At 71.6% G+C, this 24,274-nt stretch carries 18 protein-coding genes, 3 tRNA genes and 1 pseudogene; 10 read left to right on the top strand and 12 right to left on the bottom strand.

Annotated elements, in window-relative coordinates; genetic code table 11:
* Window positions 1–240 precede the first annotated feature (240 nt).
* The 4 genes and pseudogenes from MMF93_RS17735 to MMF93_RS17720 form a co-directional block, all read right to left on the bottom strand.
* Window positions 241–1,059: pseudogene (locus MMF93_RS17735) on the bottom strand (cytochrome c biogenesis CcdA family protein); the annotation flags it as partial.
* Complete coding sequence (locus tag MMF93_RS17730) at window positions 1,059–1,952, bottom strand: DsbA family protein (RefSeq protein WP_242752759.1); 894 nt, start codon at window positions 1,950–1,952, stop codon at window positions 1,059–1,061. The pseudogene MMF93_RS17735 and the gene MMF93_RS17730, both read right to left, overlap by 1 nt.
* Window positions 1,953–2,000: 48 nt before the next feature.
* Window positions 2,001–2,504 (bottom strand): hypothetical protein, encoded by a 504-nt coding sequence (locus MMF93_RS17725; protein WP_242752757.1) that lies wholly within the window; start codon window positions 2,502–2,504, stop codon window positions 2,001–2,003.
* A 121-nt stretch (window positions 2,505–2,625) separates the two neighbouring features.
* Entirely contained in the window at window positions 2,626–3,162 is a 537-nt protein-coding gene (locus MMF93_RS17720; RefSeq protein ID WP_242752755.1) for a hypothetical protein, read from the bottom strand.
* Between the two features lie 332 nt (window positions 3,163–3,494).
* Here MMF93_RS17720 and hrpA point away from each other — a divergent pair, with 332 nt between their 5' ends.
* The 3 genes from hrpA to MMF93_RS17705 all read left to right on the top strand — a co-directional run bounded on the left by hrpA (window position 3,495) and on the right by MMF93_RS17705 (window position 8,219).
* A complete protein-coding gene (gene hrpA, locus MMF93_RS17715) occupies window positions 3,495–7,640 on the top strand; it encodes an ATP-dependent RNA helicase HrpA (RefSeq protein ID WP_242757632.1) in 4,146 nt (1,381 codons plus the stop codon).
* Between the two features lie 65 nt (window positions 7,641–7,705).
* Window positions 7,706–7,780 (top strand) — tRNA-Asp (locus MMF93_RS17710).
* A 268-nt stretch (window positions 7,781–8,048) separates the two neighbouring features.
* Window positions 8,049–8,219, top strand: coding sequence for a DUF6274 family protein (locus MMF93_RS17705; protein ID WP_242752753.1), 171 nt, complete (start codon window positions 8,049–8,051; stop codon window positions 8,217–8,219).
* 466 nt (window positions 8,220–8,685) lie between these two features.
* Here the strand turns inward: MMF93_RS17705 and bldC are convergent, their stop codons facing one another.
* A complete protein-coding gene (gene bldC, locus MMF93_RS17700) occupies window positions 8,686–8,892 on the bottom strand; it encodes a developmental transcriptional regulator BldC (RefSeq protein ID WP_003949541.1) in 207 nt (68 codons plus the stop codon).
* A 534-nt stretch (window positions 8,893–9,426) separates the two neighbouring features.
* A complete protein-coding gene (locus tag MMF93_RS17695) occupies window positions 9,427–10,302 on the bottom strand; it encodes a DUF8083 family protein (RefSeq protein ID WP_242752744.1) in 876 nt (291 codons plus the stop codon).
* Window positions 10,303–10,527: 225 nt separating this feature from the next.
* Between MMF93_RS17695 and MMF93_RS17690 the strand changes: the two genes are divergently transcribed.
* A complete protein-coding gene (locus MMF93_RS17690) occupies window positions 10,528–11,649 on the top strand; it encodes a Leu/Phe/Val dehydrogenase (protein WP_423835618.1) in 1,122 nt (373 codons plus the stop codon).
* 304 nt (window positions 11,650–11,953) lie between these two features.
* Window positions 11,954–12,211, top strand: a complete 258-nt coding sequence (locus MMF93_RS17685; protein WP_242752742.1) for a DUF3073 domain-containing protein — start codon at window positions 11,954–11,956, stop codon at window positions 12,209–12,211.
* Between the two features lie 66 nt (window positions 12,212–12,277).
* Here MMF93_RS17685 and purM read toward each other — a convergent pair whose 3' ends face one another.
* The 6 genes from purM to purS form a co-directional block, all read right to left on the bottom strand.
* The gene (purM, locus tag MMF93_RS17680) at window positions 12,278–13,345 is read right to left on the bottom strand and encodes a phosphoribosylformylglycinamidine cyclo-ligase (protein ID WP_114022164.1); all 1,068 of its coding nucleotides are present in this window, start codon (window positions 13,343–13,345) and stop codon (window positions 12,278–12,280) included.
* Between the two features lie 327 nt (window positions 13,346–13,672).
* A complete protein-coding gene (purF, locus tag MMF93_RS17675; protein WP_114022165.1) occupies window positions 13,673–15,223 on the bottom strand; it encodes an amidophosphoribosyltransferase in 1,551 nt (516 codons plus the stop codon).
* Between the two features lie 289 nt (window positions 15,224–15,512).
* Window positions 15,513–16,430 (bottom strand): sterol carrier family protein, encoded by a 918-nt coding sequence (locus tag MMF93_RS17670; RefSeq protein ID WP_242752739.1) that lies wholly within the window; start codon window positions 16,428–16,430, stop codon window positions 15,513–15,515.
* 283 nt (window positions 16,431–16,713) lie between these two features.
* A complete protein-coding gene (purL, locus tag MMF93_RS17665; protein ID WP_242752737.1) occupies window positions 16,714–19,005 on the bottom strand; it encodes a phosphoribosylformylglycinamidine synthase subunit PurL in 2,292 nt (763 codons plus the stop codon).
* The gene (purQ, locus tag MMF93_RS17660; RefSeq protein WP_242752735.1) at window positions 19,002–19,679 is read right to left on the bottom strand and encodes a phosphoribosylformylglycinamidine synthase subunit PurQ; all 678 of its coding nucleotides are present in this window, start codon (window positions 19,677–19,679) and stop codon (window positions 19,002–19,004) included. Before purQ ends, purL begins: the two co-directional genes overlap by 4 nt.
* Window positions 19,676–19,981, bottom strand: coding sequence for a phosphoribosylformylglycinamidine synthase subunit PurS (purS, locus tag MMF93_RS17655; RefSeq protein ID WP_242752733.1), 306 nt, complete (start codon window positions 19,979–19,981; stop codon window positions 19,676–19,678). The genes purQ and purS overlap by 4 nt, the downstream gene beginning before the upstream one ends.
* 535 nt (window positions 19,982–20,516) lie before the next feature.
* Between purS and MMF93_RS17650 the strand changes: the two genes are divergently transcribed.
* From MMF93_RS17650 to MMF93_RS17630, 5 genes are all read left to right on the top strand, one after another.
* Entirely contained in the window at window positions 20,517–20,834 is a 318-nt protein-coding gene (locus MMF93_RS17650) for a histone-like nucleoid-structuring protein Lsr2 (protein WP_114013907.1), read from the top strand.
* Between the two features lie 976 nt (window positions 20,835–21,810).
* Window positions 21,811–21,882, top strand: a tRNA-Gly gene (locus tag MMF93_RS17645).
* A gap of 78 nt (window positions 21,883–21,960) precedes the next feature.
* Window positions 21,961–22,033: transfer RNA gene (locus tag MMF93_RS17640), tRNA-Gly, on the top strand.
* A 237-nt stretch (window positions 22,034–22,270) separates the two neighbouring features.
* On the top strand, window positions 22,271–23,257 hold the full coding sequence (locus MMF93_RS17635; RefSeq protein ID WP_242752729.1) for an ABC transporter ATP-binding protein: 987 nt from the start codon (window positions 22,271–22,273) through the stop codon (window positions 23,255–23,257).
* Window positions 23,248–24,078, top strand: a complete 831-nt coding sequence (locus MMF93_RS17630; RefSeq protein ID WP_423835461.1) for an ABC transporter permease — start codon at window positions 23,248–23,250, stop codon at window positions 24,076–24,078. Before MMF93_RS17635 ends, MMF93_RS17630 begins: the two co-directional genes overlap by 10 nt.
* Window positions 24,079–24,274: the final 196 nt, after the last annotated feature.

Below are 24,274 nucleotides of genomic sequence, written 5' to 3'. Positions count from 1 at the left end.
CCCCGCGCCGGAGTCCGGGGCGGAAGCCGGCCCCGGGCCGGGGTCCGAGGCGGAAGCCGAACCCGCGCCGGGGTCCGAGGCCGAACCCGGCCCCGGGCCGGGGTCCGAGGCCGAGGCCGATCCCGCGCCGGGGTCCGAGGCAGAACCCGACCCCGGGCCGGGGTCGGGGGCGGAAGCCGACCCCGGGCCGGGGGCAGTCCCGGGCGTCGGATCCGGGGCCGGGGTCAGGCGACCCCGGTTCCGTCGGCGTCCGCGCAGGACGCCGACGAGCGCGGCGGCGCACACCACCCCGGCCAGCACGGCGAGCAGCACCGCGTCCGGCACCGCGTCTCCCACCCGCCTGGCCCAGTTCTCCGCCGCGAAGGCACCGTCCACGTCGGTCAGCCCGGGGAGTCCGGCCGCCCCGTCGAAGACGAGGAAGAGGACGCCCAGCAGGACGAAGAAGAGACCGGAGAGCAGCGAGGTGGTGTGCAGCCGGAACCGGCCGCCGAGAGCGATCTCCCGCCCGCGCAGCCACCGTCGCCGCCCCAGTTCGAAGCGGTCCCACAGCAGCGCGAGCAGGAACAGGGGGACGGCCATGCCCAGCGCGTACACCGCCAGCAGCATCCCGCCGTAGACGGGGTTACCGCTCACGGCGGCGACCGTCAGCACGCTGCCGAGGATCGGCCCGGCGCAGAATCCGGCCAGTCCGTAGACCGCGCCGAGGGCGTAGACGGACAGCGCGGTGGTCGGCCGGATGCGGCCCGAGGCCTCCGCGAGGCGGCGCGGGGCGAATCCGAGCCCCACGAGCTGTGCGACACCGAGCGCGATGATCAGCCAGCCGCCCGTCGAGACGAGCAGATCGCGGTGGCCGTAGAAGAGCCGTCCCGCGTACGAGCCCGCGGCGCCCAGCGGCACCAGCGTCGTGGCGAGGCCCAGGTAGAAGATGCCGGTGCGGGCGAGCAGTCTGCCCTTCGAGTCGATCGAGTACGCGAAGAAGGCGGGCAGCAGGAGGGCGCTGCACGGGCTGAGCAGGGCGAGGAGGCCGCCGAGGAAGGCGGCCAGGTATCCGACGTCCATCAGTCCTGCTCCGCCCCCTTGCCGGTGCCGCCCTTCGGGCCGGTGCCGCCCTTCGTGCCGGCACCGTCCTTCTTCGCCGCCGCCGCGGCACGCTCGATCGCGTCGGTGAACACCTCGTCGGGCTGGGCGCCCGCGATGGGCTGTCCGTTGACGAGGAAGGCGGGCGTGGCGCTGGCGCCGAGCGAGTACGCCTCGGTGCGGTCCTTGTCGAGCAGTTTCCGTGCGGCCTCGCCTGCGCGGTCGCGGTCGAAGCGGTCGAGGTCCTCGACGCCCGCCTGTTCGGCGATCTCGTGCAGGTGCGCGTCGGTGAAGTCGTTCTTCTCGTTGCCCTTGTCGGCATAGACGGCGTCGTAGAACTGCCAGAACCGGCCCTGCTCACCCGCCGCGTAGCTGGCGAGGGCGGCCCGCTCTGAGCCCTTGCCGAAGACGGGGAAGTTGCGCCACTCGATGCGCAGCAGCCCCTTCTCGACGTACTTGTCGACCAGTTCCGGTTCCGTGTCGCGGGCGAACTTTCCGCAGAACGAGCAGCCGAAGTCGGCGTACTCGATCATCACGACGGGGGCGTCGGCGTCACCGCGCGCGAAGGGGTCGTCGGCGTCCCGGCGCGCGAGCTTCATCAGCGCGGGGTCTCCGGCGGCCGTGTTGTCGGACCGGCCCTTGTCGACGGCGGTGTTGCTCTTCTCGGAGCCGCCCCCGCCCGGCCCTGCGGATCCGTCGCCGGTCACGTACTGCGACAGCCATCCGGCCAGCAGCGCGGCGACGGCGACCAGGGCGCCGATGACGATGCCCTTGCGGGAACGGGCGGAGGAGGGGGCCGAAGAGGCCGCAGAGGCCGAGGAGGTCGAGGAGGAGGACTTGGGGGCGGGCTTGGACGGGGGCTTCGTGGAAGGCATGGGGGAACTCCTGGAGGGAGGCTGAGGAAGGGGCGAAGGGACGGGCGCTCAGGCGGCGGGCGCGACCGGGCAGGCGGCCTCGCCCGCCAGCCGCCGTACCGTCGCCACGGCGAGCAGCGTCAACGACGCGAGGGCCAGCACCGGTTGCAGCGGCTGCCAGACGGTGAGCGCGCCGGAGGTCCCGAGCGCGAGCAGCACCAGCTTGTTGCAGACGGGGCAGCCGACGGCGAAGAAGCTCAGCGCCCCACCGACCGTGCCCAGACGGGTGGAGGACCGCCGGGTGGAGGACCACCGGGTAGCGGCCTCCTCGGCGGAGGCCGCAGATGCCGGCGCGCGGACATACGTCGCCAGCAGCAGCCCCGCGAGGAGCGCGGTCAGGGCGAGCGTCGGCCAGGCCCACCACGGGGTGGCGACGGCGCGGCTGAACAGCGGTGTCGGGATGGCGGCCGTGGGCACTCCCACGACGAGCGCGGTCAGCGCGGCGGCAGCGGCCGCCACACCCCAGCGTCGCGCGGGCCAGGACGCGGCCGCGCGCAGAGCGAGCGGAACCATGGATACGTCTCCTGTCGGTTACGCGGAGTGACACATGGAGTGGCACAGGGGCGCGTTCGGGCCGACGGAGCGCTTCTCGCGGAGGTGTCCGGGTACGGGCGCTCGGCGTCGGCCGGCGCCTCTACACGCGCAGGACGGAGAGTTCGACGGGGGTGGGGGGTGGTGCGGGAGCGGGACCGCGCACGGGGGGCCGCTCGTGCGCCGCCCCGATCGCGGCGTGCGACTCGGGGGTGGGGCAGACAGGGAGCGCGAGGGGAAGTGTCTGCTGCGCGGCCGCCGAGGGAGCGGCCGGAAGCCCGCCGCCCTCGCCCCGCGACTTGTGGCAGCGCGAGGAGCCCGCGTCGTCCGCGACGAGGTGATCGTCAAACCCCGCGGGGCGGCGCGGTGGGTCGTAGTCGTACGAGACCGGCCCGGAACGCGGCGCCACGGAGGGGGCGGGAGCCGGGACCGAGGACGAGGACGAGTACGTCACCGGCGACGACGCCGGTGACGACGCCGGTGCCGACACCGGCGTGGAGGCCGTCGTGGGGGCCGCACCGGCCGACGCGGAAGCCGGCCCGCACAGTCCGAGCAGCAGTGCGGCCATCAGGACGAGCAGGGGGCCGCCGAGCACGGCGGCGACCTGCCGCGCCCGTGCTGTCTGCCCGCCACCTCTCATGCCGCCCACCCTAACGGTGCCGCTCCCCCGCAGGCCGGTACCGGCCCGGTGACCGGCCCGGTGCGTCACCGGCGCCGCACGGCGCCTGCCGGGGGTCCGCACGCCGGGCCCCGCCTACCTGATCCCCGTGCCGCGGGCAAACTGTTCGCCATACCGTCCCCGGGGGTGAGATCCTGGGGCACGGTATGTCGACTCCCACTCCCTCCCCGCACGAGCCGGCGGCACGGCAGCAGACGGCACCGCAGCAGGCGGCACGGCGGCAGGCGCCGCAGCGGACAGCACCGCAGCAGGCGGCGAGCCCGCACGAGCTGACGGCTCGCCTCCCCGCTCTCATGCTCGGCGACCAGCACCGGCTGGCCCGCCGGCTGGCGGGTGCCCGGAAGATCCGCAAGGGGGAGGCCCGCGCGGCCGTCCTCGCGGAGATCTCCGCCGCGATGGACGCCTCCGAGCTGCGGGTGGCCGCCCGCCGCGAGGCGGTCCCGCGGATCACCTATCCCGAGCAGCTGCCGGTCAGCCAGAAGAAGGACGCGATCCTCGAGGCCGTCCGCGACCACCAGGTGGTGATCGTGGCGGGCGAGACGGGCTCGGGCAAGACGACGCAGATCCCGAAGATCTGCATGGAGCTGGGCCGCGGCATCCACGGGGTGATCGGTCACACGCAGCCACGCCGGATCGCGGCGCGTACGGTCGCCGAGCGGGTGGCCGAGGAGCTGGGGTCGCAGCTGGGCGAGGCCGTCGGCTGGAAGGTGCGCTTCACCGACCAGGTGAAGGACCACACGCTGGTCAAGCTGATGACGGACGGCATCCTGCTGGCGGAGATCCAGCAGGACCGCGAGCTGCGCCAGTACGACACGCTCATCATCGACGAGGCGCACGAACGCTCGCTCAACATCGACTTCCTGCTGGGGTACCTGGCGCAGCTGCTGCCGAAGCGGCCGGACCTGAAGGTGATCATCACCTCGGCGACGATTGATCCCGAGCGTTTTTCCCGGCACTTCGGGGACGCCCCGATCGTGGAGGTCAGCGGGCGGACCTATCCCGTGGAGGTGCGCTACCGGCCGCTTCTGGAGGAGGACTCCGAGGCTCCGGACCGCGACCAGGTCACCGCGATCTCGGACGCGGTGGACGAGCTGCACGCCGAGGGCCCCGGCGACATCCTGGTGTTCCTCTCGGGGGAGCGGGAGATCCGCGACACGGCGGACGCGCTGGAGAAGAAGTTCAGACGGGTCCAGGGCCATCAGCCGGGCCGCGCCGACGTGGAGATCCTGCCCCTGTTCGCGCGGCTGTCGCACCAGGAGCAGCACCGGGTCTTCCAGGCGCACTCAGGCCGCCGCGTCGTGCTGGCGACCAACGTGGCGGAGACGTCGCTGACGGTGCCCGGCATCAAGTACGTCATCGACCCGGGGACCGCCCGTATCTCGCGCTACAGCCACCGTACGAAGGTGCAGCGGCTGCCGATCGAGCCGGTCAGCCAGGCGAGCGCCAACCAGCGCAAGGGGCGTTCGGGCCGTACGTCCGAGGGCATCTGCATCCGGCTGTACTCGGAGGAGGACTTCCTCTCCCGGCCGGAGTTCACCGATCCGGAGATCCTGCGCACCAACCTGGCCTCGGTGATTCTCCAGATGACGGCCGCCGGGCTCGGGGACATCGAGAAGTTTCCCTTCATCGACCCTCCGGACCACCGTTCCATCAAGGCGGGCGTGCAGCTGCTGGAGGAGCTGGGCGCGCTGGAGACCCGGCAGGCGCAGCGGACACAGGAGCCGCAGGAGAACCACGAGTCTCAGCAGGCCCAGCAGACGCGGAAGGCCCAGCAAACACAGCAGGCCCAGCAGACGCAGGTGCGGAAGCTGACGAGGATGGGCCGCAGCCTCGCCCAGCTGCCCGTCGATCCGCGGCTGGCCCGCATGGTGCTGGAGGCCGACAGGAACGGCTGTGCGCACGAGGTCATGGTGATCGCGGCGGCGCTCTCCATCCAGGACCCGCGCGAACGCCCCGCCGACAAGCAGCAGCAGGCCGACCAGCAGCACGCCCGCTTCAAGGACGAGACGAGCGACTTCCTCGCGTATCTGAACCTGTGGCGCTATGTGCGGGAGCAGCAGCGGGAGCTGTCCTCGTCCGCCTTCCGCCGGCTGTGCAAGTCCGAGTTCCTCAACTACCTGCGCATACGCGAGTGGCAGGACATCTACAGCCAGCTGCGCCAGGTCGCGAGAACGATGAAGATCCGGCTGGCCGAGCCGGGCGGCCGCGGCGACTCGGACGGCTCTGACGGCTCTGGCGGCTCTGGCGGCTCTGGCGGCTCTGGCGGCAGCGAGCCGTCGCCGGACGCCGTGCACCAGTCGCTGCTGGCCGGGCTGTTGTCGCACATCGGCCTCAAGGACACCGAGAAGAACGAGTACCTGGGTGCGCGCAGCGCCAAGTTCGCGGTCTTCCCCGGCTCCGCGCTGTTCAAGAAGCCGCCGCGCTGGGTGATGTCGGCCGAGCTGGTGGAGACGTCGCGGCTGTGGGCGCGGGTCAACGCGAGGATCGACCCCGAGTGGATCGAGCCGCTGGCCCAGCACCTGGTCAAGCGCACCTACAGCGAGCCGCACTGGGAACAGAAGCAGGCGGCGGTGGTGGCGTACGAGCGGGTGACGCTGTACGGGGTGCCGATCGTCGCGCAGCGGAAGGTCAACTACGGCCGGATCGACGCGGAGACCTCGCGGGACCTGTTCCTGCGCAACGCGCTGGTGGAGGGCGACTGGCGTACCCACCACCAGTTCTTCCACGACAACCGCAAGCTGCTCGACGAGGTGGAGGAGCTGGAGCACCGGGCGCGGCGCCGCGGCATCCTCGTCGACGACGAGACGCTGTACGACTTCTACGACCAGCGCGTGCCCGAACACGTCGTCTCGGGCGCGCACTTCGACGCGTGGTGGAAGAAGAAGCGGCGCGACGAGCCCGACCTGCTCAACTTCGAGAAGTCGATGCTCATCAGCGACCGCGCCGAGGAGATCTCCGCCTCCGACTACCCGGACGTGTGGCGGCAGGGCGGCCTGGCGCTCCCGGTGACCTACCAGTTCGAGCCGGGCGCGGACGCCGACGGTGTGACCGTCCACGTGCCGCTCCAGGTGCTCAACCAGGTCACCGCGGAGGGCTTCGACTGGCAGATCCCGGGACTGCGCGAGGACCTGGTCACCGAGCTGATCCGGTCCCTGCCCAAGGCGATCCGCCGCCACTACGTGCCCGCGCCGAACTTCGCCAAGGAGTTCCTGCGCCGGGCGGTGCCGGGGCAGGAGCCGCTGGCGTACACGCTGGCGCGGGAGCTCAAGCGGATGGTCGGGGTGCCGGTCGCGGCCCAGGACTTCGACTGGTCGAAAGTCCCCGACCACCTGAAGGTCACCTTCCGGGTGACGGACGAGCGGCGCCGCAAGCTGGCGGAGAGCAAGGACGTCGAACGGCTCCAGGTGCAGCTCAGGTCGCAGACGCAGACGGCGCTCTCCAAGGCGTTCGACTCCTCGGCGCGGGCCGCGCACAAGAAGGCCCGAAAGGCCGCTCAGGGGGCCGGGGGGACGCCGGGGGGCCCGCAGGACGGCGCGGAGGCGGCAGCCGCCGCGCCTGCCCCCTCCTTCCAGCGCTCGGGGCTGACGAGCTGGACGCTGGGCAGCCTGCCGCGCACGTTCGAGACGCGGCGCGCGGGCCAGCCGGTCAAGGCGTATCCGGCGCTCGCGGACGAGGGCGCCTCGGTCGGGGTGCGGCTCTACGACACGGAGGCGGAGCAGCGCACCGCCATGTGGCGCGGCACCAGGCGCCTCATCCTGCTCAACCTCCCCTCCGACCCGGCGAAGTTCGCGCAGTCGAAGCTGGACAACCGGCAGAAGCTGGCGCTCTCCCGCTCCCCCCACGGCAGCGTGCAGGCCCTGTTCGAGGACTGCGTCGCGGCGACCGTCGACCAGCTGGTCGCCGGGCGCGGCGGCCCCGCCTGGGACGAGGAGTCCTTCCGCAAGCTCTTCGACGCCGTACGGGCCGACCTGGTCGACGCCACGCTGCGCACGGTCCGCCAAGTGCAGGAGGTGCTGGCGGCCTGGCACTCGTGCGAGGGGCGGCTGCGGGCGACGACCAGCCCCGTACTGGCCGACTCGGTCGCCGACGTGCGCGGGCAGCTCGCCGGCCTGGTCAAGCCCGGTTTCGTGACCGAGCACGGCGCCGGGCGGCTGTCCGACCTGATGCGCTACCTCGTCGCCGCCGACCGGCGTCTCCAGCAACTCCCGCACCACGTCGAACGGGACCGCACCCGGATGGCCAAGGTGCACGAGATGCGGGACGAGTACCTGTGGCTGCTGGAGCAGTTCCCGCCGGGCCGCCCGGTGCCGCAGGCGGCGCGGGACATCCGCTGGATGCTCGAGGAGCTGCGCGTCAGCTACTTCGCGCACGCTCTCGGCACCGCCTATCCCGTCTCGGACAAGCGGATCGTGAAGGCGGTGGATGCCGCCGCTCCGTGAGCGTTTGTGCGCAGTGAGTGAGTTCGCTTCGCGGGGCAGGCCTGCTGTAGAGTTCCATCTCGCGAGGTCCTGTGGAGCAGTTTGGAGTGCTCGCCACCCTGTCAAGGTGGAGGCCGCGGGTTCAAATCCCGTCAGGACCGCACTACCGAAGGGCCCGGGTAACGATGGTTACCCGGGCCCTTTTCTCGCTGCCCGCACCCCCGACACCTTTCGCGGCGCTCCACCTCCCTTTCGCGGTGCTCCACCTCCCTTTCGCGGTGCTCCACGCCTCCCGCCACCACCCCGCCCTCCCGGGCCGCGCACCCTCAAGATGCCCGGCGGGGCCGCGGGATCGTCCGTAGCCGAAAGAGTCATCCGTGTTGACGGCCACCTGCCGGGTGGGTACTCCTAGCCGTGGAGGTGACGGTGATGGCGGCGGGGTTCGGCGACGCGGCCCGGCGGGAGGCCCGCGCGCTGCTACGGGCGCATCTGGCCGGCGCGGGGCGCCGGCGGCACGCGACCCGGCACTGCCCGCACTGCCACCGGCTGCTGCGCCTGGCGCTGACCTCCCCGCGCACGGTCCGCCGCGGGGGCAAGTGACGGGTCCCACCGCCCTGTTGGCGCAATATCGCACGGGCGCCGATCATCTCAAGACCCGCCCGGTGTGGCGGGTGTCACTCAACTTCGCCGTACTCATCGGGAACATGAGGCACCCTCAGACGCCCTCAATTTAATATGTGCAATTGCACTATCTCCCCACCCGTGGGCGGTTCGCCGCTTCGGAAACCCTCACGGGCGGCCTCGCCGGTGCCCGCACAGGCGGCCCCAAAACCGCTCAGCGGCGCGCACCAACCCCCAACGGGAGCGCGTGCGGTGGCACAAAAAAGATCGCGCTGGACCCGGCGGAGTCCAGCGCGATCGACGGCGAAGCGCTGTTGGGGCAGCGGCCTGGCCTGATGTGCCTGGTGGTGCTGGTGGTGCTGGTGGTGCTGACGGGCGGTGCTTCGGGGAGGGGGCCCCGAAAAATGCCCTTATGCGGTGCTGTCGTGCCTGGTCAGAAGCCTGATCAGGCCTCGCTGCGCTGCTGCGGGATACCCGCCAGCAGGGCGCGAACCTCCGCCTCGCGGTAGCGGCGGTGTCCTCCGAGCGTGCGGATGGACGTGAGCTTGCCCGCCTTTGCCCAGCGCGTGACCGTCTTCGGGTCCACGCGGAACATCGTGGCAACCTCAGCCGGGGTCAACAGCGGCTCGGCATCAGGGGTGCGAGCGGTCATGAGCGGCCTCCTCGGGAGAACCGAACCATCACGGTTCTTTCCTCTAAATTCTGCACCTTGACCCGCGTTGCCCGATATGGCGGACGCGAGCCGAGTCGGTTATAGGACGAACGGCTTGTCCTCGGCACTACAACTACACCATCTGTCCAGCCACGTCGGCCAAACCGATGGAATTGCCCTCTCAGGTGTTCAACCTCGGCGGAAGCCGATGGACCGTCCCATAGCGGACAGTCATCCCACCATGACAATCAGTCACAACGGGAGCAGGGGTCACCAGACCCACCAAGGAGCGCAATACCGATGTATCCACCCATAGTTGGGCGGAAGGAGTCCCGTGCGAACTCCTTGTCCTATTTTGACACGAGGGGTAGCTCTGAGAGCAAGACCCGTTTAAGTGCAATCCATCACGCTTGAGGCAAAGACCCGGTTCGGGACGTAGGTCCCACTCCTCCCCCCGCCTGCGCGGGCTCCCGGCCGGCGCCGGGAGAGGGCCAGGTGACAGCCCTCCCCCTGTGCGGCGGGGTGGGTGGCGCCTCAGTTCGCGTACTGGAGCTGCCGGACCGCCCTCCAGCGCTCCGTCAGCCGTTCGTACGCCGCACCCGCCCGCTCACCGTCGCCGGCGCGCAGTGCGGTCAGGCCCTCCGCGACGTCGGCGGCGGAGTGGTCACCCGCGAGCTGCTCCTCGGGGATCGCGTGGGCCAGCCCGCCGTAGTCCAGCTCGACGAGGGACCGCGGATGGAACTCCTCCAGCCAGCGGCCCACGTCGATCAGCCCGTCGACGAGCGGCCCCTCCTCCAGCTCTTCGCGGAGCACCTTCAGGCCGCGGGCGAGACGACGCCTCGCCTCCACCATGGGAGTGCGATAGCGGAGAACGAACTGCTGTCCGCTCTCCTGACCCGATTCCGGCTTCGCAAACTCCCTTTCTTCGTCGACGAAAAGAACGAACCACCGCACGGGCACGTGCCACAGCGCGGTGCGGATCCAGGGGCGGGCGTCCGGGTTGCCCTCCCGCCACTGTTCGTAGTCGGCCACGGCCTGCCGGCGCACGACCGGCGGCAGCGCGGCGTCCAGCACCGTCTGCGGCAGGTCGAGTTCGCGGTTGCCCGCGGCCTGGGTCAGGGCGCTGAGCGCCTGCCAGCCGCGCAGCCGGGTGCGCCAGGGACACACACAGGTCACGCCGTCCACATCCGTCACGAACGCCTCGGCGCTCTCCCGCACCGGCACCACCACCGGCGGCACCGGCACCAAGTCGGCCAGGGCGCGGCGGATTTCGTCCTGCGCAGTGGGAAAGCGCTCCTCCTTCGCATACGCGATCCAGTGCGAGCGCTCCGGCTCGGGAAAGGCTGCCAGCGGTTCATAGACCCGCAGGTACGCCGCGTACGGGACGATGACCGGGGCTTTCTCAGCCACGCACTGCCTCCAAGCTCTGACGCAACCGTCCGGCCCCTGGTGAGCGGCCCGGATGCGTTGGGGAACGAACCTGGAAGACAGTTGACTACCCCGATCGTGGGACCGCAACGTGCCCGGGGCGCGGGGGTCGTACGCTGCTTGCGGACCGGCCCCCGCAGGGCACCCACCGCCACAAGCGGCCCCCGTGCGAGGGGCTACGACGCGATTCCAGGAGTCACTACCGTGATCGAGGTATCACCTTCTGCAAGCGTTCCGGCCGGCCTCCCCGCGGGGAACCCGGTCACCGCCGCTCTCTTCCACTCCGACCAGGGCGGCCACGAGCAGGTGCTGCTCTGCCAGGACCGTCCCAGCGGGCTCAAGGCCGTCATCGCGCTGCACTCCACCGCGCTCGGCCCCGCCCTGGGCGGCACCCGCTTCCACGCCTACGCGGGCTCGGCCGATCCCGAGCAGTCCGCGGTGCTCGACGCGCTCAACCTCGCGCGCGGCATGTCGTACAAGAACGCGCTGGCCGGGCTCGACCACGGCGGCGGCAAGGCCGTGATCATCGGCGACCCCGAGCAGCTCAAGAGCGAGGCACTGCTGCGCGCCTACGGGCGCTTCGTCGCCTCGCTGGGCGGCCGCTACGTCACGGCGTGCGACGTGGGCACCTACGTGCAGGACATGGACGTGGTGGCCCGGGAGTGCCGCTGGACCACGGGCCGCTCGCCGGAGAACGGGGGCGCGGGCGACTCCTCCGTGCTCACCGCCTTCGGCGTCTTCCAGGGGATGCGGGCCAGCGCCCAGCACCTGTGGGGCGCCCCCACGCTGCGCGGCAGGCTCGTCGGCGTCGCCGGGGTCGGCAAGGTGGGCAGGCACCTGGTCGACCACCTGCTGCAGGACGGCGCCCGGGTCGTGGTCACGGACGTGCGCGAGGAGTCCGTGCGCGCGGTGCTGGCGGCCCACCCCGGCGCGCCGCTGACCGCCGTCGCCGACACCCGGGACCTGCTGGGCACCGAGGGTCTGGACGTGTACGCGCCCTGCGCCCTCGGCGGTGCGCTGGACGACGAGACCGTCGCGGCGCTGAGCGCCAGGATCGTGTGCGGGGCCGCCAACAACCAGCTCGCCCACCCCGGGGTGGAGAAGGACCTGGCCGACCGCGGCATCCTCTACGCGCCCGACTATGTGGTGAACGCGGGCGGCGTGATCCAGGTCGCCGACGAGTTCAACGGCTTCGACTTCACACGCGCGAAGGCAAAGGCGGCGCAGATCCTCGACACCACGACGTCGATCTTCGAGCGCGCCGCGGCGGACGGCGTGCCGCCGGCGGCCGCCGCCGACCGGCTCGCCGAGCAGCGCATGGGGCTGTGACGGCTCGGTAAGCAGCCGCTCGGCACCGCGTGAACAGCGGCGGAGAGATCCGTGACAGTGGTCTCACCACCCCGCGGCGGGTCTCTCCGCTACAGGAAGGTAAAATCAGCACTGACCAGCACCAGGACGGTCAACGGGCGCGTCGGACGGCGGCCGTGTCGTGCGGGCGACGTACCGTACGGCGGCGGAAGCAGGTACCGTTGAAGCCCTGAGCACCGGTCTCTCCCTCGAGAGGCCGCTATGAACCATGAACGCGTGTCAAGACTCTGGGGCCGTCGAGCCCCGTCGTTGAGGGGGTCGAGCCATGGGGCGCGGCCGGGCCAAGGCCAAGCAGACGAAGGTCGCCCGCCAGCTGAAGTACAACACTGGCGGGACAGACCTCTCGCGCCTGGCCGAGGAGCTGGGCGCATCGACATCGAACGAGTCGCCGAACGGCGACCCTTTCGAAGACGATGAGCAAGACCCGTACGCACAGTACGCGGATCTGTATGACGACCAGGAGGAGGACGACAACGGTTCGCCGGAGTCGTCCGACCACCAGTCGAAGCGCCGCGGCGCCTGACGTTCATCACCGGTACAGGCCCGGTCCGGCTCCCGCCGGACCGGGTTCTGACGTGCCGCGCCGACGTCAGCGCGCATAGTCACCCGTCAGTGTGACGGCCTCCTCGCGGTCACCCCGCTCGGAGATCTCGCCGGCGACCCATGCGTCCACACCGCGGTCGCCCAGCGTCGCCAGCGTCGCGTCGACCGACCCCTGCGGTACGACGGCGATCATGCCGACGCCCATGTTCAGCGTCTTCTCCAGCTCGGCCCGCGCGACCTTCCCCGCGCCGCCGACCACGTCGAAGACCGCCCCGGGCGCCCACGTCGCCCTGTCCACCCGCGCGTGCAGTCCCTCGGGCACCACACGGGCCAGATTGCTGGCCAGCCCGCCGCCCGTCACGTGCGAGAACGCGTGCACCTCACTCGTCCGGGCGAGCTCCAGGCAGTCCAGCGAGTAGATCTTCGTGGGCTCCAGCAGCTCCTCGCCGAGCGTGCGTCCGAACTCCGGCACCTGGCGCTCCAGCGTCCAGCCCGCCCGGTCGAACACCACGTGCCGCACCAGCGAGTACCCGTTCGAGTGAAGACCCGAGGACGCCATCGCCACCACCGCGTCCCCCGAACGGATACGATCCGGGCCCAGCACGGCGTCGGCCTCCACCACGCCCGTGCCCGCGCCCGCCACGTCGTACTCGTCGGGGCCGAGCAGCCCCGGATGCTCCGCCGTCTCGCCGCCCACCAGCGAGCAGCCGGCCAGCACGCACCCCTCGGCGATCCCCTTCACGATCTGGGCCACCCGCTCGGGAACGACCTTGCCCACGCAGATGTAGTCCGTCATGAACAGCGGCTCGGCGCCGCAGACCACCAGGTCGTCCACGACCATCGCCACCAGGTCGTGCCCGATCGTGTCGTGCACGTCCATCCGCTGCGCCAGCGCCACCTTGGTGCCCACCCCGTCCGTGGCCGAGGCCAGCAGCGGGCGGGCGTACTCCTTGAGTCGCGACGCGTCGAAGAGCCCGGCGAAGCCGCCCAGCGAGCCGACCGACTCGGGTCGCTGGGTCCTGGCGACCCACTCCTTCATCAGCGTCACCGCGCGGTCGCCCGCCTCGATGTCGACCCCGGCGTCGGCGTAGCTGGCGCCTTCAGTGTTTGTCATCGGTCCGTGTACGTCCTTTATGTGCAGGGGGGCTGGCGTGGTGCGTGGCCCCCGGCCCTCCCCCGGGCTCCGTCCGGGGACCCCCACTTCCACCGTTTCCGCGTGGGAGTGGCTCGCATCCCCCAGCCGTTTCGCGCGCCCTCAAGCCCCTGGGGGCACCTCCCGGCCGGAGGCTGGGGGCAGGCTGAAACGCGGCCTGCCTGGAGGCGCCTCCCGGACGAAGTCCGGGGGAGCTTGCGGACCGGGGGTCCGGGGGCGGAGCCACTGGGGAAGCGGTGGAGGTGGGGTCCCCCGGACGGAGTCCGGGGGAGGGCCGGGGCGCAAGGCCTACGGGCGCTTGAGGGCGTCCGCCGCGCCCACGCCGGAGGCGAGCGTGCCGACGCCGTCGACATCGGCCGAGGCCTCCGCCTCCAGCAGGTGCTTGCCGAGCAGTTCGGGCTCGGGAAGCTCCATCGGATACTCCCCGTCGAAACACGCCCGGCACAGCTCCCGCTTGGGGATGGTCGTCGCGTCGGTCATGCCGTCGATCGAGATGTAGGCGAGCGAGTCGGCACCCAGCGACGTGCCGATCTCCTCGGTCGACAGCCCGTTGGCGATCAGCTCGGCCCTGGTCGCGAAGTCGATACCGAAGAAGCACGGCCACTTGATCGGCGGCGAGGAGATCCGCACGTGCACCTCGGCCGCCCCGGCCTCGCGCAGCATCCGCACCAGCGCGCGCTGGGTGTTGCCGCGCACGATCGAGTCGTCCACGACGACCAGCCGCTTGCCGCGGATGACCTCCTTGAGCGGATTCAGCTTGAGCCGGATACCCAGCTGCCGGATCGTCTGCGAGGGCTGGATGAAGGTGCGGCCCACGTAGGAGTTCTTGACCAGCCCCGAGCCGTACGGGATCCCGCTCGCCTCGGCGTAACCGACCGCCGCCGGCGTGCCCGACTCCGGTGTCGCTATCACCAGGTCGGCATCGGCCGGGGCCTCGGCCGCCAGCTTGCGGCCCATCTCGACGCGCGAGAGGTAGACGTTGCGGCCCGCGATGTCCGTGTCGGGGCGCGCCAGGTAGACGTACTCGAAAACACAGCCCCGCGGCTTCGCCTCAGCAAAACGTGAACTGCGCAGCCCGTCCGCGTCGATGGCGACGAGCTCGCCCGGCTCGATCTCCCGGATGAAGCTGGCGCCGACGATGTCGAGCGCCGACGTCTCACTCGCCACGACCCAGCCGCGCTCCAGCCGGCCCAGGACCAGCGGCCTGACCCCCTGCGGGTCCCGCGCCGCGTACAGCGTGTTCTCGTCCATGAAGACCATCGAGAACGCGCCCCGCACCTGGGGCAGCACGAGCGGCGCCGCCTCCTCGACGGTGAGCGGCCTGCCCCCGTCGTCGGTCTGGCCCGCCAACAGGGCCGTGACCAGGTCGGTGTCGTTGGTCGCCGCGACCTGCGTGGCGCGCCCGTTGCCCGCCGAGGCCTGCTTGGCGACCAGCTCCGCCAGCTGGGCTGTGTTGACCAGGTTGCCGTTGTGGCCCAGGGCGATCGAGCCGTGAGCGGTGGCGCGGAAGGTCGGCTGGGCGTTCTCCCACACCGAGGCGCCGGTCGTCGAGTAGCGCGCGTGACCCACCGCGATGTGGCCGCGCAAAGAACCTAGGGAAGTTTCGTCGAAGACCTGTGAGACCAGGCCCATGTCCTTGAAGACCAGGATCTGGGAGCCGTTGCTCACCGCGATACCCGCGGACTCCTGACCGCGGTGTTGCAGGGCGTACAGGCCGAAATACGTGAGCTTCGCGACCTCTTCACCGGGCGCCCAGACACCGAAGACGCCGCAGGCGTCCTGGGGGCCCTTCTCGCCGGGGAGGAGGTCGTGGCTGAGCTTTCCGTCACCACGTGGCACGTCTTCGAGTCTAGGCCAGCACCCGGACTCCGCCGAACCGGGGAACGCGCCGGTGGCCCGCAGGGGTCTTGACGGCGAAGGCGCGGACCGTCACACACACGCCGCCGACCGCCCCGACGGAGACGTACGGTAGCCGCCGCACCGCTTCGCGTAGCCGCACACGCGCCGGCAGCGCCCCTCCGGGCCGCTCCCCGGGCGTTCAGGACCCCGCGCCCCCACCCGGACAGGGCCGCACGCTGGTGAGATACCCCACTGCGCCCTCATCCCGCTCCGCCCGACCGTGCGCCCGTCACCCCAGTACGGGCAGCACACCGGACAGGTCGGAACGCTCGCCACCGGCCCGCAGCCGGCCGCCCTCCAGCGCCTCGCCCCAGGCCAGCCGGCCCGTCGCCAGCCTGATCCAGGACAACGGGTCGGTCTCCACCACGTTCGGCGGGGTACCGCGGGTGTGCCGGGGGCCCTCCACCGCCTGTACGACGGCGAAGGGCGGCACCCGCACCTCGACGGCGCCACCCGGCGCCTTGGCGGCCAGCGCGTCCGCGAGCACCCGGACGGTGGCCGCCGTCGCCTGCCGGTCCAACGGGACGCGGACCCCGGTGGCCCGCGCCAGATCGTCGCTGTGCACCACCAGCTCGACCAGCCGGGACACCGTGAAATCCAGCATCCGCATCGTCCCGGCCTCCAGCGGGACCAGCAGGTCCTCCCGCACCGCCGACTCGATGACCGGCTCCAGATCGGCGACGGCCTGGCCCACCCGGGCGGGACCGTCCACGGCCGCCGCCTCCTCGCGCGTCGCCGCGTCCAACCGCTCGGCGCAGGCCGCCGTGGACAGGGCCCACCGGGACAGCGACACCTGCGCTGGCTGCGACGACTGCGCTGGCTCCGACGACTGCGCTGCCTGCGCTGGTTGCGGAGCGCGGAGGCCGGGCGCGGCCCGTGGGGCCCGCGGTGCCCGCGCGGACGGCGGCGGGTCGGAGACGTCCGTCTCCGGCCTGCCCAGCTGGCGGGGGATCGCGTCGATCTGCTGGGCGATGTGCACCAGGAGGTGGTGTACATCCCATCCGGGCAGCCCGGACGGGAGGGCGTGCTGAGCCGGAGTCAGGCGGTGTGCGGCGTCCGTGACGGCCTCCACCTGCTGGATGAGGGCCCTGCGGACGCGGTTCGGGTCGTATGTACGCCGGTCTCTTCCGGAGGGGGTGGGCGGCATGTTCGGGAGACTAGCCGCCCCGGCCCCGCCGCGCGGGCAGCCCCTCCGCCGAGGGCGCTCGTCCCGCGCCCGGCGCACGGGGCGCGCCCCGCCCCACGCACGGACGTGCCCCGCCCCACGCACGGGCGTACCCCGCTCCACGCACGGGCGTACCCCGCTCCACGCACGGGGCGTGCCGCACCCACCGGGGCGGGCGTACCCCACGACCGGGGGCCCCGGCCCGCACGCCCCGGGCCTCGCAGGCCGGTGGAGGTGCGGGGCGGAGCCCCGAGGTCGGCAGCTGTCAGGCGAACAGCTCCGGGAGGGAGCGCTCGTGGGCACGGCGCAGCTCGTCCAGCGGAAGCGCGAACTGGCCCTGCACCTCCAGCGCCGCACCGTCGACGACGCCCACCCGCGCCGCGGGCAGCCCGCGGACCGCACACATGTCAGCGAAGCGGAGCTCCTCGCTGCGCGGGACAGCCACCAGCGCCCGCCCCTGCGACTCCGAGAAGAGGAAGACGAAGGGGTCGAGCCCGTCGGGCACCACGACGCGGGCACCGTTTCCGCCCTTGAGGCAGGACTCGGCGAGGGCCTGGACGACACCGCCGTCGGAGACGTCGTGGGCCGCGTCCACCATCCCGTCGCGGGACGCGGAGATGAGGATGTCCGCCAGGAGCCGCTCCCGCTCCAGATCGACCCGGGGCGGGCGTCCGCCCAGGTGTCCGTGAGCTACCTGGGACCACGCCGAACCGCCCAGCTCCTCGCGGGTCTCCCCGAGCAGGTAGATCAGCTGGCCCTCCTCGCGGAACGCCATCGGGGTGCGGCGCGCGACGTCGTCGATGACGCCGAGGACACCGACGACCGGCGTGGGGTGGATCGCGGCCTCGCCCGTCTGGTTGTAGAGCGAGACGTTGCCGCCGGTCACCGGCGTGCCCAGCTCCAGGCAGGCGTCGGCGAGGCCGCGGGTGGCCTCGGCGAACTGCCACATGGCCGCCGGGTCCTCGGGGGAGCCGAAGTTGAGGCAGTCGGTGACGGCGAGCGGCCGCGCACCGGTGGCGGCCACGTTGCGGTACGACTCGGCCAGCGCGAGCCGCGCTCCCTCGTACGGGTCGAGTTTGGCGTAGCGGCTGTTGCCGTCGGTGGAGACGGCGACGCCGAGACCGGTCCCGGCGTCGATGCGGATCATGCCGCCGTCCTCGGGCTGCGCGAGGACGGTGTCCCCGAGCACGTACCGGTCGTACTGGTCGGTGACCCAGGACTTGGCGGCCTGGTTCGGGGACGAGACCAGGGCGAGCGCCGCGGCGCGCAGTTCGTCGCCGTCCGCGGGGCGGGGCAGCTTGGCCGGGTCGTCGGCCTGGAGGTCGTCCTGCCAGTCGGGGCGGGCGTAGGGACGCTCGTAGACGGGGCCCTCGTGGGCGACGGTCTTCGGGTCGACGTCGACGATCTTCTCGCCGTGCCAGAAGATCTCCAGCCGGTCGCCGTCGGTGACCTCACCGACGACGGTGGCCGTGACCTCCCACTTCTCGCAGATCGCGAGGAAGCGCTCCACGTTGTCGGGTTCGACGACGGCGCACATGCGCTCCTGCGACTCGCTCATCAGGATCTCCTCCGGCGAGAGCGAGGAGTCGCGCAGCGGCACGTCGTCCAGCTCGACGCGCATGCCGCCGGAGCCGTTGGAGGCCAGCTCACTGGTCGCACAGGACAGGCCTGCCGCACCGAGGTCCTGGATGCCGACGACGAGACCGGCGTGGAAGGCCTCCAGGGTGCACTCGATGAGCAGCTTCTCCTGAAAGGGGTCGCCGACCTGCACGGCGGGACGCTTGGAGGGCTTGCCCGTGGCGGAGCCACTGTCGGACGCGGTCTCGAAGGTCTCGGAGGCCAGGATGGAGGCACCGCCGATGCCGTCGCCGCCGGTGCGGGCGCCGTAGAGGATCACCTTGTTGCCGGTGCCCGCGGCCTTCGCGAGGTGGATGTCCTCGTGCTTCATCACCCCCACGCACAGGGCGTTGACCAGCGGGTTCCCCTGGTAGCAGGCGTCGAAGACGACCTCGCCGCCGATGTTGGGCAGCCCGAGGCAGTTGCCGTAGCCGCCGATGCCCGCGACGACGCCCGGCAGGACGCGCTTGGTGTCCGGGTGGTCGGCCGCACCGAAGCGCAGCGGGTCCATGACGGCGACCGGACGGGCGCCCATGGCGATGATGTCGCGGACGATGCCGCCGATACCGGTGGCCGCGCCCTGGTACGGCTCCACGTACGAGGGGTGGTTGTGCGACTCGACCTTGAAGGTGACCGCGTAGCCCTGGCCGACGTCCACGACACCGGCCTGCTCACCGATACCGACGAGCATCGCCTCGGCGCCGGGACCCTCCGTCGGCGCCTTCTCGCCGAACTGCCGCAGATGGACCTTGCTGCTCTTGTAGGAGCAGTGCTCGGACCACATCACGGAGTACATCGCCAGCTCGGCGCCGGTGGGGCGGCGGCCCAGGATGTCGCGGATGCGGGCGTACTCGTCCTCCTTGAGACCGAGTTCCGCCCAGGGAAGGCCGGCCTTCGGGGTCTCTTCCGCGTGCTTGACGGTGTCCAGGGGGGCGCTCATGAGGTGACCAGCTTCTTGACGGCCGAGGTGAAGAACCCGAGCCCGTCGGTCGTCGGCCCCGTCAGGGCCTCGACGGCGTGCTCGGGGTGCGGCATGAGACCGACCACGTTCCCGGCCTCGTTGGTGATTCCGGCGATGTCGCGGCGCGAGCCGTTGGGGTTGCCGCCCAGATAGCGGAAGGCCACGCGACCTTCGGCCTCCAGTTCGTCCAGGGTCCGCTCGTCGGCGACGTAGCCGCCCTCACCGTTCTTGAGCGGAACGGTGATCTCCTGGCCGCGCTCGTAGTCCGACGTCCACGCGGTGTCCGCGCTCTCGACGCGCAGACGCTGGTCACGGCAGACGAAGTGCAGGTGGTCGTTGCGCGTCAACGCGCCCGGCAGCAGGTGGGATTCGCACAGGACCTGGAAACCGTTGCAGATGCCGAGCACCGGCATTCCGGCCTTCGCCTGTTCGAGCACCGTCGCCATGACCGGCGAGAAGCGGGCAATTGCGCCGCACCGCAGATAGTCGCCGTAACTGAATCCGCCGGGCAGCACCACGGCGTCGACCTGGTGCAGGTCCTTGTCGCGGTGCCACAGCGCGACGGGGTCACCGCCCGCGAGGCCGATCGCGCGGCGCGCGTCGCTGTCGTCGAGAGAACCCGGAAAGGTGACGACGCCGATACGGGTGGTCACGCCGGGGCTCCTTCGGACGGGACATCGGTGCCGGCGACGGTGCGCTCGGTGCCGTCGGTTTCCCTGACCTTCACCGTGAAGTCCTCGATCACGGTGTTGGCCAGGAACGTCTCGGCCAGTTCACGGATGCGGGCGAGGGCGCTCCCGTCGACGGGGCCCTCCACTTCGAGCTCGAAGCGCTTGCCCTGGCGGACATCGGAGATCCCCTCGAAGCCCAGGCGAGGCAGTGCACGCTGCACCGCCTGTCCCTGGGGGTCGAGAATCTCCGGCTTCAGCATGACGTCGACGACGACGCGAGCCACGGGTACTCCTAGTGCTTAGCGGGGCGCTGCGCTGGCCAGCGTACCCGGCACGAGAATCTACGCGCGTTGATATGCGGGGAGTTCGCTCGGGAGTCCGAACGGGGGCCTCCGGGCTTCTTCCCCTGTTCCCCGCCGGCCCCACGCCGGTTCTTCGCCGGCTCCGGGTCGGTTCTTCGCGGGCCCCACGCCGGTTCTTCGCGGGCTCCACGCCGGTTCTTCGCCGGCTCTTCCTGAAGATCCACGTGACGATCCTGGCAGGACTTCGCGAAGCACTGTAAAAACCGAGCGGAAATAAGTAGGGTCCCGATTGCGACCGGAACCCGATCCGAATTCCGGGCCATAATGTTTGTGTGCCGGCCGCGACCTTTGTGCGCACACTCGTCGCCGAGTGGCGGCGCACAGCCTCCAGCTGAATAAGAACCCGTCTCCTATCCGGGCTCGCCCCCACACCCGCCGCACGGCGGGGCCCCGGTCGCCAACTCCCGGGGAAAGCAGGGCGACCCCTTTCGCGATCCTGAGGGAAGGACCGATATCCGTGGCACAACGCGTAGTGGTGATGCTCTCCGATGACATCGATGGCGGAGAAGCGGCGGAGACGGTCACCTTCGGACTCGACGGCAAAACCTACGAGATCGACCTGAACCCCGACAATGCGAAGCGGCTCCGCACCGAGCTCGCCCCCTTCGTCGAAGCAGGGCGCAAGCGGGCGAAGTCCGGCAAGGCCTACCGGCGCACCTCCATCGACCCCGACCCGCGCGCGGTCCGCGCCTGGGCCGAGTCGAACGGCTTCGACGTGCCCGCGCGAGGGCGCATCCCGAAGAAGGTGTACGAGGCGTTCCACGCCGCGCGCTGACGGTGCCGCCTGGTTACGGTGCCGTCTGGTTGCGGTGCCGCCTGGTTACGGTGCCGTCTGGTTGCGGTGCCTTTCGTGCCGGTACCTCGTACCGGTGCCTCGTACCGGTCCGGTGACGGAGCCCGGTGGGGTGGCGGGGCCGTGTGGACGGGGCCTTGGGGTTGCGGGCCCGTGCGGTGACTGGGCCCGCGCCCATGCCCATGCCCGTGCGGTTCGGCGCCGTGTGCTGGCGGGGCGTGTGGATACGGGTCGTCGGCGGTGCACGTCGTGGGTCGGTCGTCTGGGGACGGTCGACCCTTACGCGTTTCCGGAGCGGCGCCTCGGTGCCCCTCCCCTCCCCGCCCCTCCCGGCGCCGGGGTTCCTGTGAGGCGGCCGAGCCGAGCGTCGGGCCCCTCCTCGCGGGGGAGGCGCCGCACCTCGGCGTACCGGCACACTTCCCGCGCCCGAGGTCGCACCCTCGGGGCAGCGGATCCGACGCTTGGGGCCACGCCTCGCCTGACGGATAGGTCCGCGCCCGGCGCCATACCCGGTAAGTGTCCGATGCGGCGCACAGGAGTCCCGTTCCGTGTGCGAGGCCACACCCTGTGTGACCGCGCTGGGCGGGCTGCCGGCCCGGCACGGAACCATTCCCCTCACGTGACCGGCCCCGCCCACCCCGGAAGGGGTCGCTCGTGGAGGCAGCCGGGGCGAGGCTCAGAGGGGTCTCTCTGCGTGGAGGCGACGCAGCGGCTCGGGGGAGGGCCGTCGGGGCGGGGTGCTCCGAGCCGTTGCGGGGCTTCCCGGCGTGCTCGGTGCCGTACGCGTGGCGGCTCCCTTCCCGCGCGGCCCCTCGCCTCTGGTCCCGACCGTTCCGTCCGGGACGGAACGGCGGTCAGGTGGCGGGTGGAGTGGGCGACTTGCCAGAGGGGGCGGGTGATCGGATAGAGTCAAGGCACGCCGCGAGGGGAACCCCGAAAGGGGGGAACCGGCAAGCGTGCGGGTGTAGCTCAGTAGTAGAGCGCCCTCTTTCCAAGAGGGAGGCGCAGTGTGCGATCCCTGTCACCCGCTCTCCGTTACGGACTGCCGGTCGGAAACGATCAGGTAGAGTAGTGGTCGCGCCGCTCGGTGAAAGCCGGGTGGAGGCATGCGGACGTAGCTCAGTTGGTAGAGCGCAACCTTGCCAAGGTTGAGGTCGCGAGTTCGAGCCTCGTCGTCCGCTCAGCGCAGAAAGGGCCCCGGTCTTCGGACCGGGGCCCTTTCGCATGGCAACACCTCGCATGGCAACACCTCGCATCACGACGCCCCGCATGGCAGCACCTCGCGTGGCGATGCCTCACGTGGCAACGCCTGCGCATGGCTCGCACACCGCATGGCCTCGGCTCCGGATGACATTCGTCATCAGCACCCATGACGGTCCGCACTCGATTCCGTCCTGTCCCGGCGGGAGTCTGAGGATATGGACGCGATAGAGGTCGAAGGGTTGAGGCGCCGCTACGAGGCGGCGGGCGGGGGCACGTCGGGCAGCGGGTTCGAGGCTGTGCGCGGCGTGTCGTTCTCTGTACGCGAGGGGGAGATATTCGCGCTGCTGGGCACCAACGGTGCGGGCAAGACCTCCACGGTGGAGGTGCTGGAGGGGCTGGCGAGGCCGACGGCGGGCACGGTGCGGGTGCTGGGCTTCGACCCGTTCACGCAGCGTGCGTACGTGCGGCCGCGCACCGGCGTCATGTTGCAGGAGGGCGGCTTCCCCTCGGAGCTGTCGGTCGTCGAGACGGCGACGATGTGGGCGGGGGTCACCAGTGAGGCGCGGCCGCCGCGCGAGGTGCTCGAACTGGTCGGGCTGGGCACGCGGTGCGACGTCCGCGTCAAGCAGTTGTCGGGCGGTGAACGGCGGCGCCTGGACCTGGCGTTGGCGCTGATCGGGCGGCCCGAGGTGCTCTTCCTGGACGAGCCGACGACCGGCATGGACCCCGAGGGGCGCCGGGACATGGCCGCGTTGGTGCGCGAGTTGCGCGCCGAGGGCACAACGGTGCTGTTGACGACGCACTACCTGGAAGAGGCCGAGCAGTTGGCCGACCGGCTGGCGATCATGCAGGCCGGGCGGGTCGTGGCGGCGGGGACGACGGAGCAGGTGGTGGCGGAGCGGCCGTCGCGGATCTCGTTCCGGATGCCGGCCGACGTGCACGCGAGGGAGCTTCCGCTGAGTGTTCCGGCGGCCGTGGACGGACGCAGGGTCTCGATACGTACGCACGAGCTCCAGCCGGTGCTGACGGAGTTGCTGCTGTGGGCACGGGAGGCGGGCGTACGCCTGGAAAGCCTGCAGGCACGGTCCGCGTCGCTGGAGGAGGCGTTCTTGGAGATAGCCCAGGCGGGCCACCGGCCGGAGGACGACGGGGACACGAGCGCACACATGAGCACGGACACGGTGACGGGGGTATGGGCATGAGTACGACGAGCGCGACGACGACCAGTCCGCTGAAGCCGGCCGGTGGCGGCCGGGCGAGCACGCTTTCGCCGCGTCGTATACGGGCGCTGGCGCGCGCTGAGCTGACGCTGCTGGTGCGCAACAGGGCGTCGCTCTTCGTGGCACTGCTGCTGCCGGTCGTTCTGACGTTCTCCACCAAGACGGCCGCCGAGCAGGCCGACCTGTCCGGCACGGGGCTCTCGGTGGGGACGGCCGTGCTGCCGGGCTCCGTGGGGATGGTGCTGCTGTTCGCCGTCTACAGCAATCTCGTGGGCGTGTATGTCGCCCGTCGTGAGGAGTTGGTGCTCAAGCGGCTGCGCACGGGTGAGGCCAACGACATGGAGATCCTCGGCGCTGCGGCGCTGCCCTCCGTCGCCATCGGGCTCATACAGTCGGCCGTGCTGCTGATCGGCGGCGCGCTGCTGCTTGAGGTGGGGGCGCCCTCCCGCCCCGACCTGCTGGTGGCCGGCCTGCTCCTGGGCACGCTGATGATGGTGGCGCTGGCCGCCGCTTCGGCCGCCGTCACCCGCAGCGCGGAGCTGGCCCAGCTCACGCCGATGCCGCTGATGCTGGCGACGTTCGCCGGCTCGGGGCTCTTCGTGCCGCTCGAGGTCTTTCCCGACACGCTCGCGGAGATCTGCCGCTGGCTTCCGATGACCCCGGTGACGGATCTGCTGCGGGGCGCCTGGACGGAGCAGCTGAGCGGCATGGAGACGCTGCGGGCGCTGGCGGTCGCCGTCGGCTGGACGGTGCTCGGCGCCTATGCGCTGCGCAAGCGCTTCCGCTGGGAGCCACGGCGCTGAGCCCGCTGGGCCTGGTGGCTTGGGTGGTGACCTCCGTGGCGCCCGGAGCCCGCAGGGTCACGGCTCCGGGCGCCGACGGCGGACGGGGAGGGCCGGCAGCGGGCGGGGAGCCCGTGCCGCCACGGAGCTCCTGGCCCCGTGGCGGCACGTACCGTGTGAGGACCGTAGGCGAGGCGGAACGGGGACAGGAGGCGGT

Source organism: Streptomyces tubbatahanensis, from assembly GCF_022699385.1.
Classification (GTDB): domain Bacteria; phylum Actinomycetota; class Actinomycetes; order Streptomycetales; family Streptomycetaceae; genus Streptomyces; species Streptomyces diacarni.
This window is presented reverse-complemented; position numbering and strand designations above follow the sequence as displayed.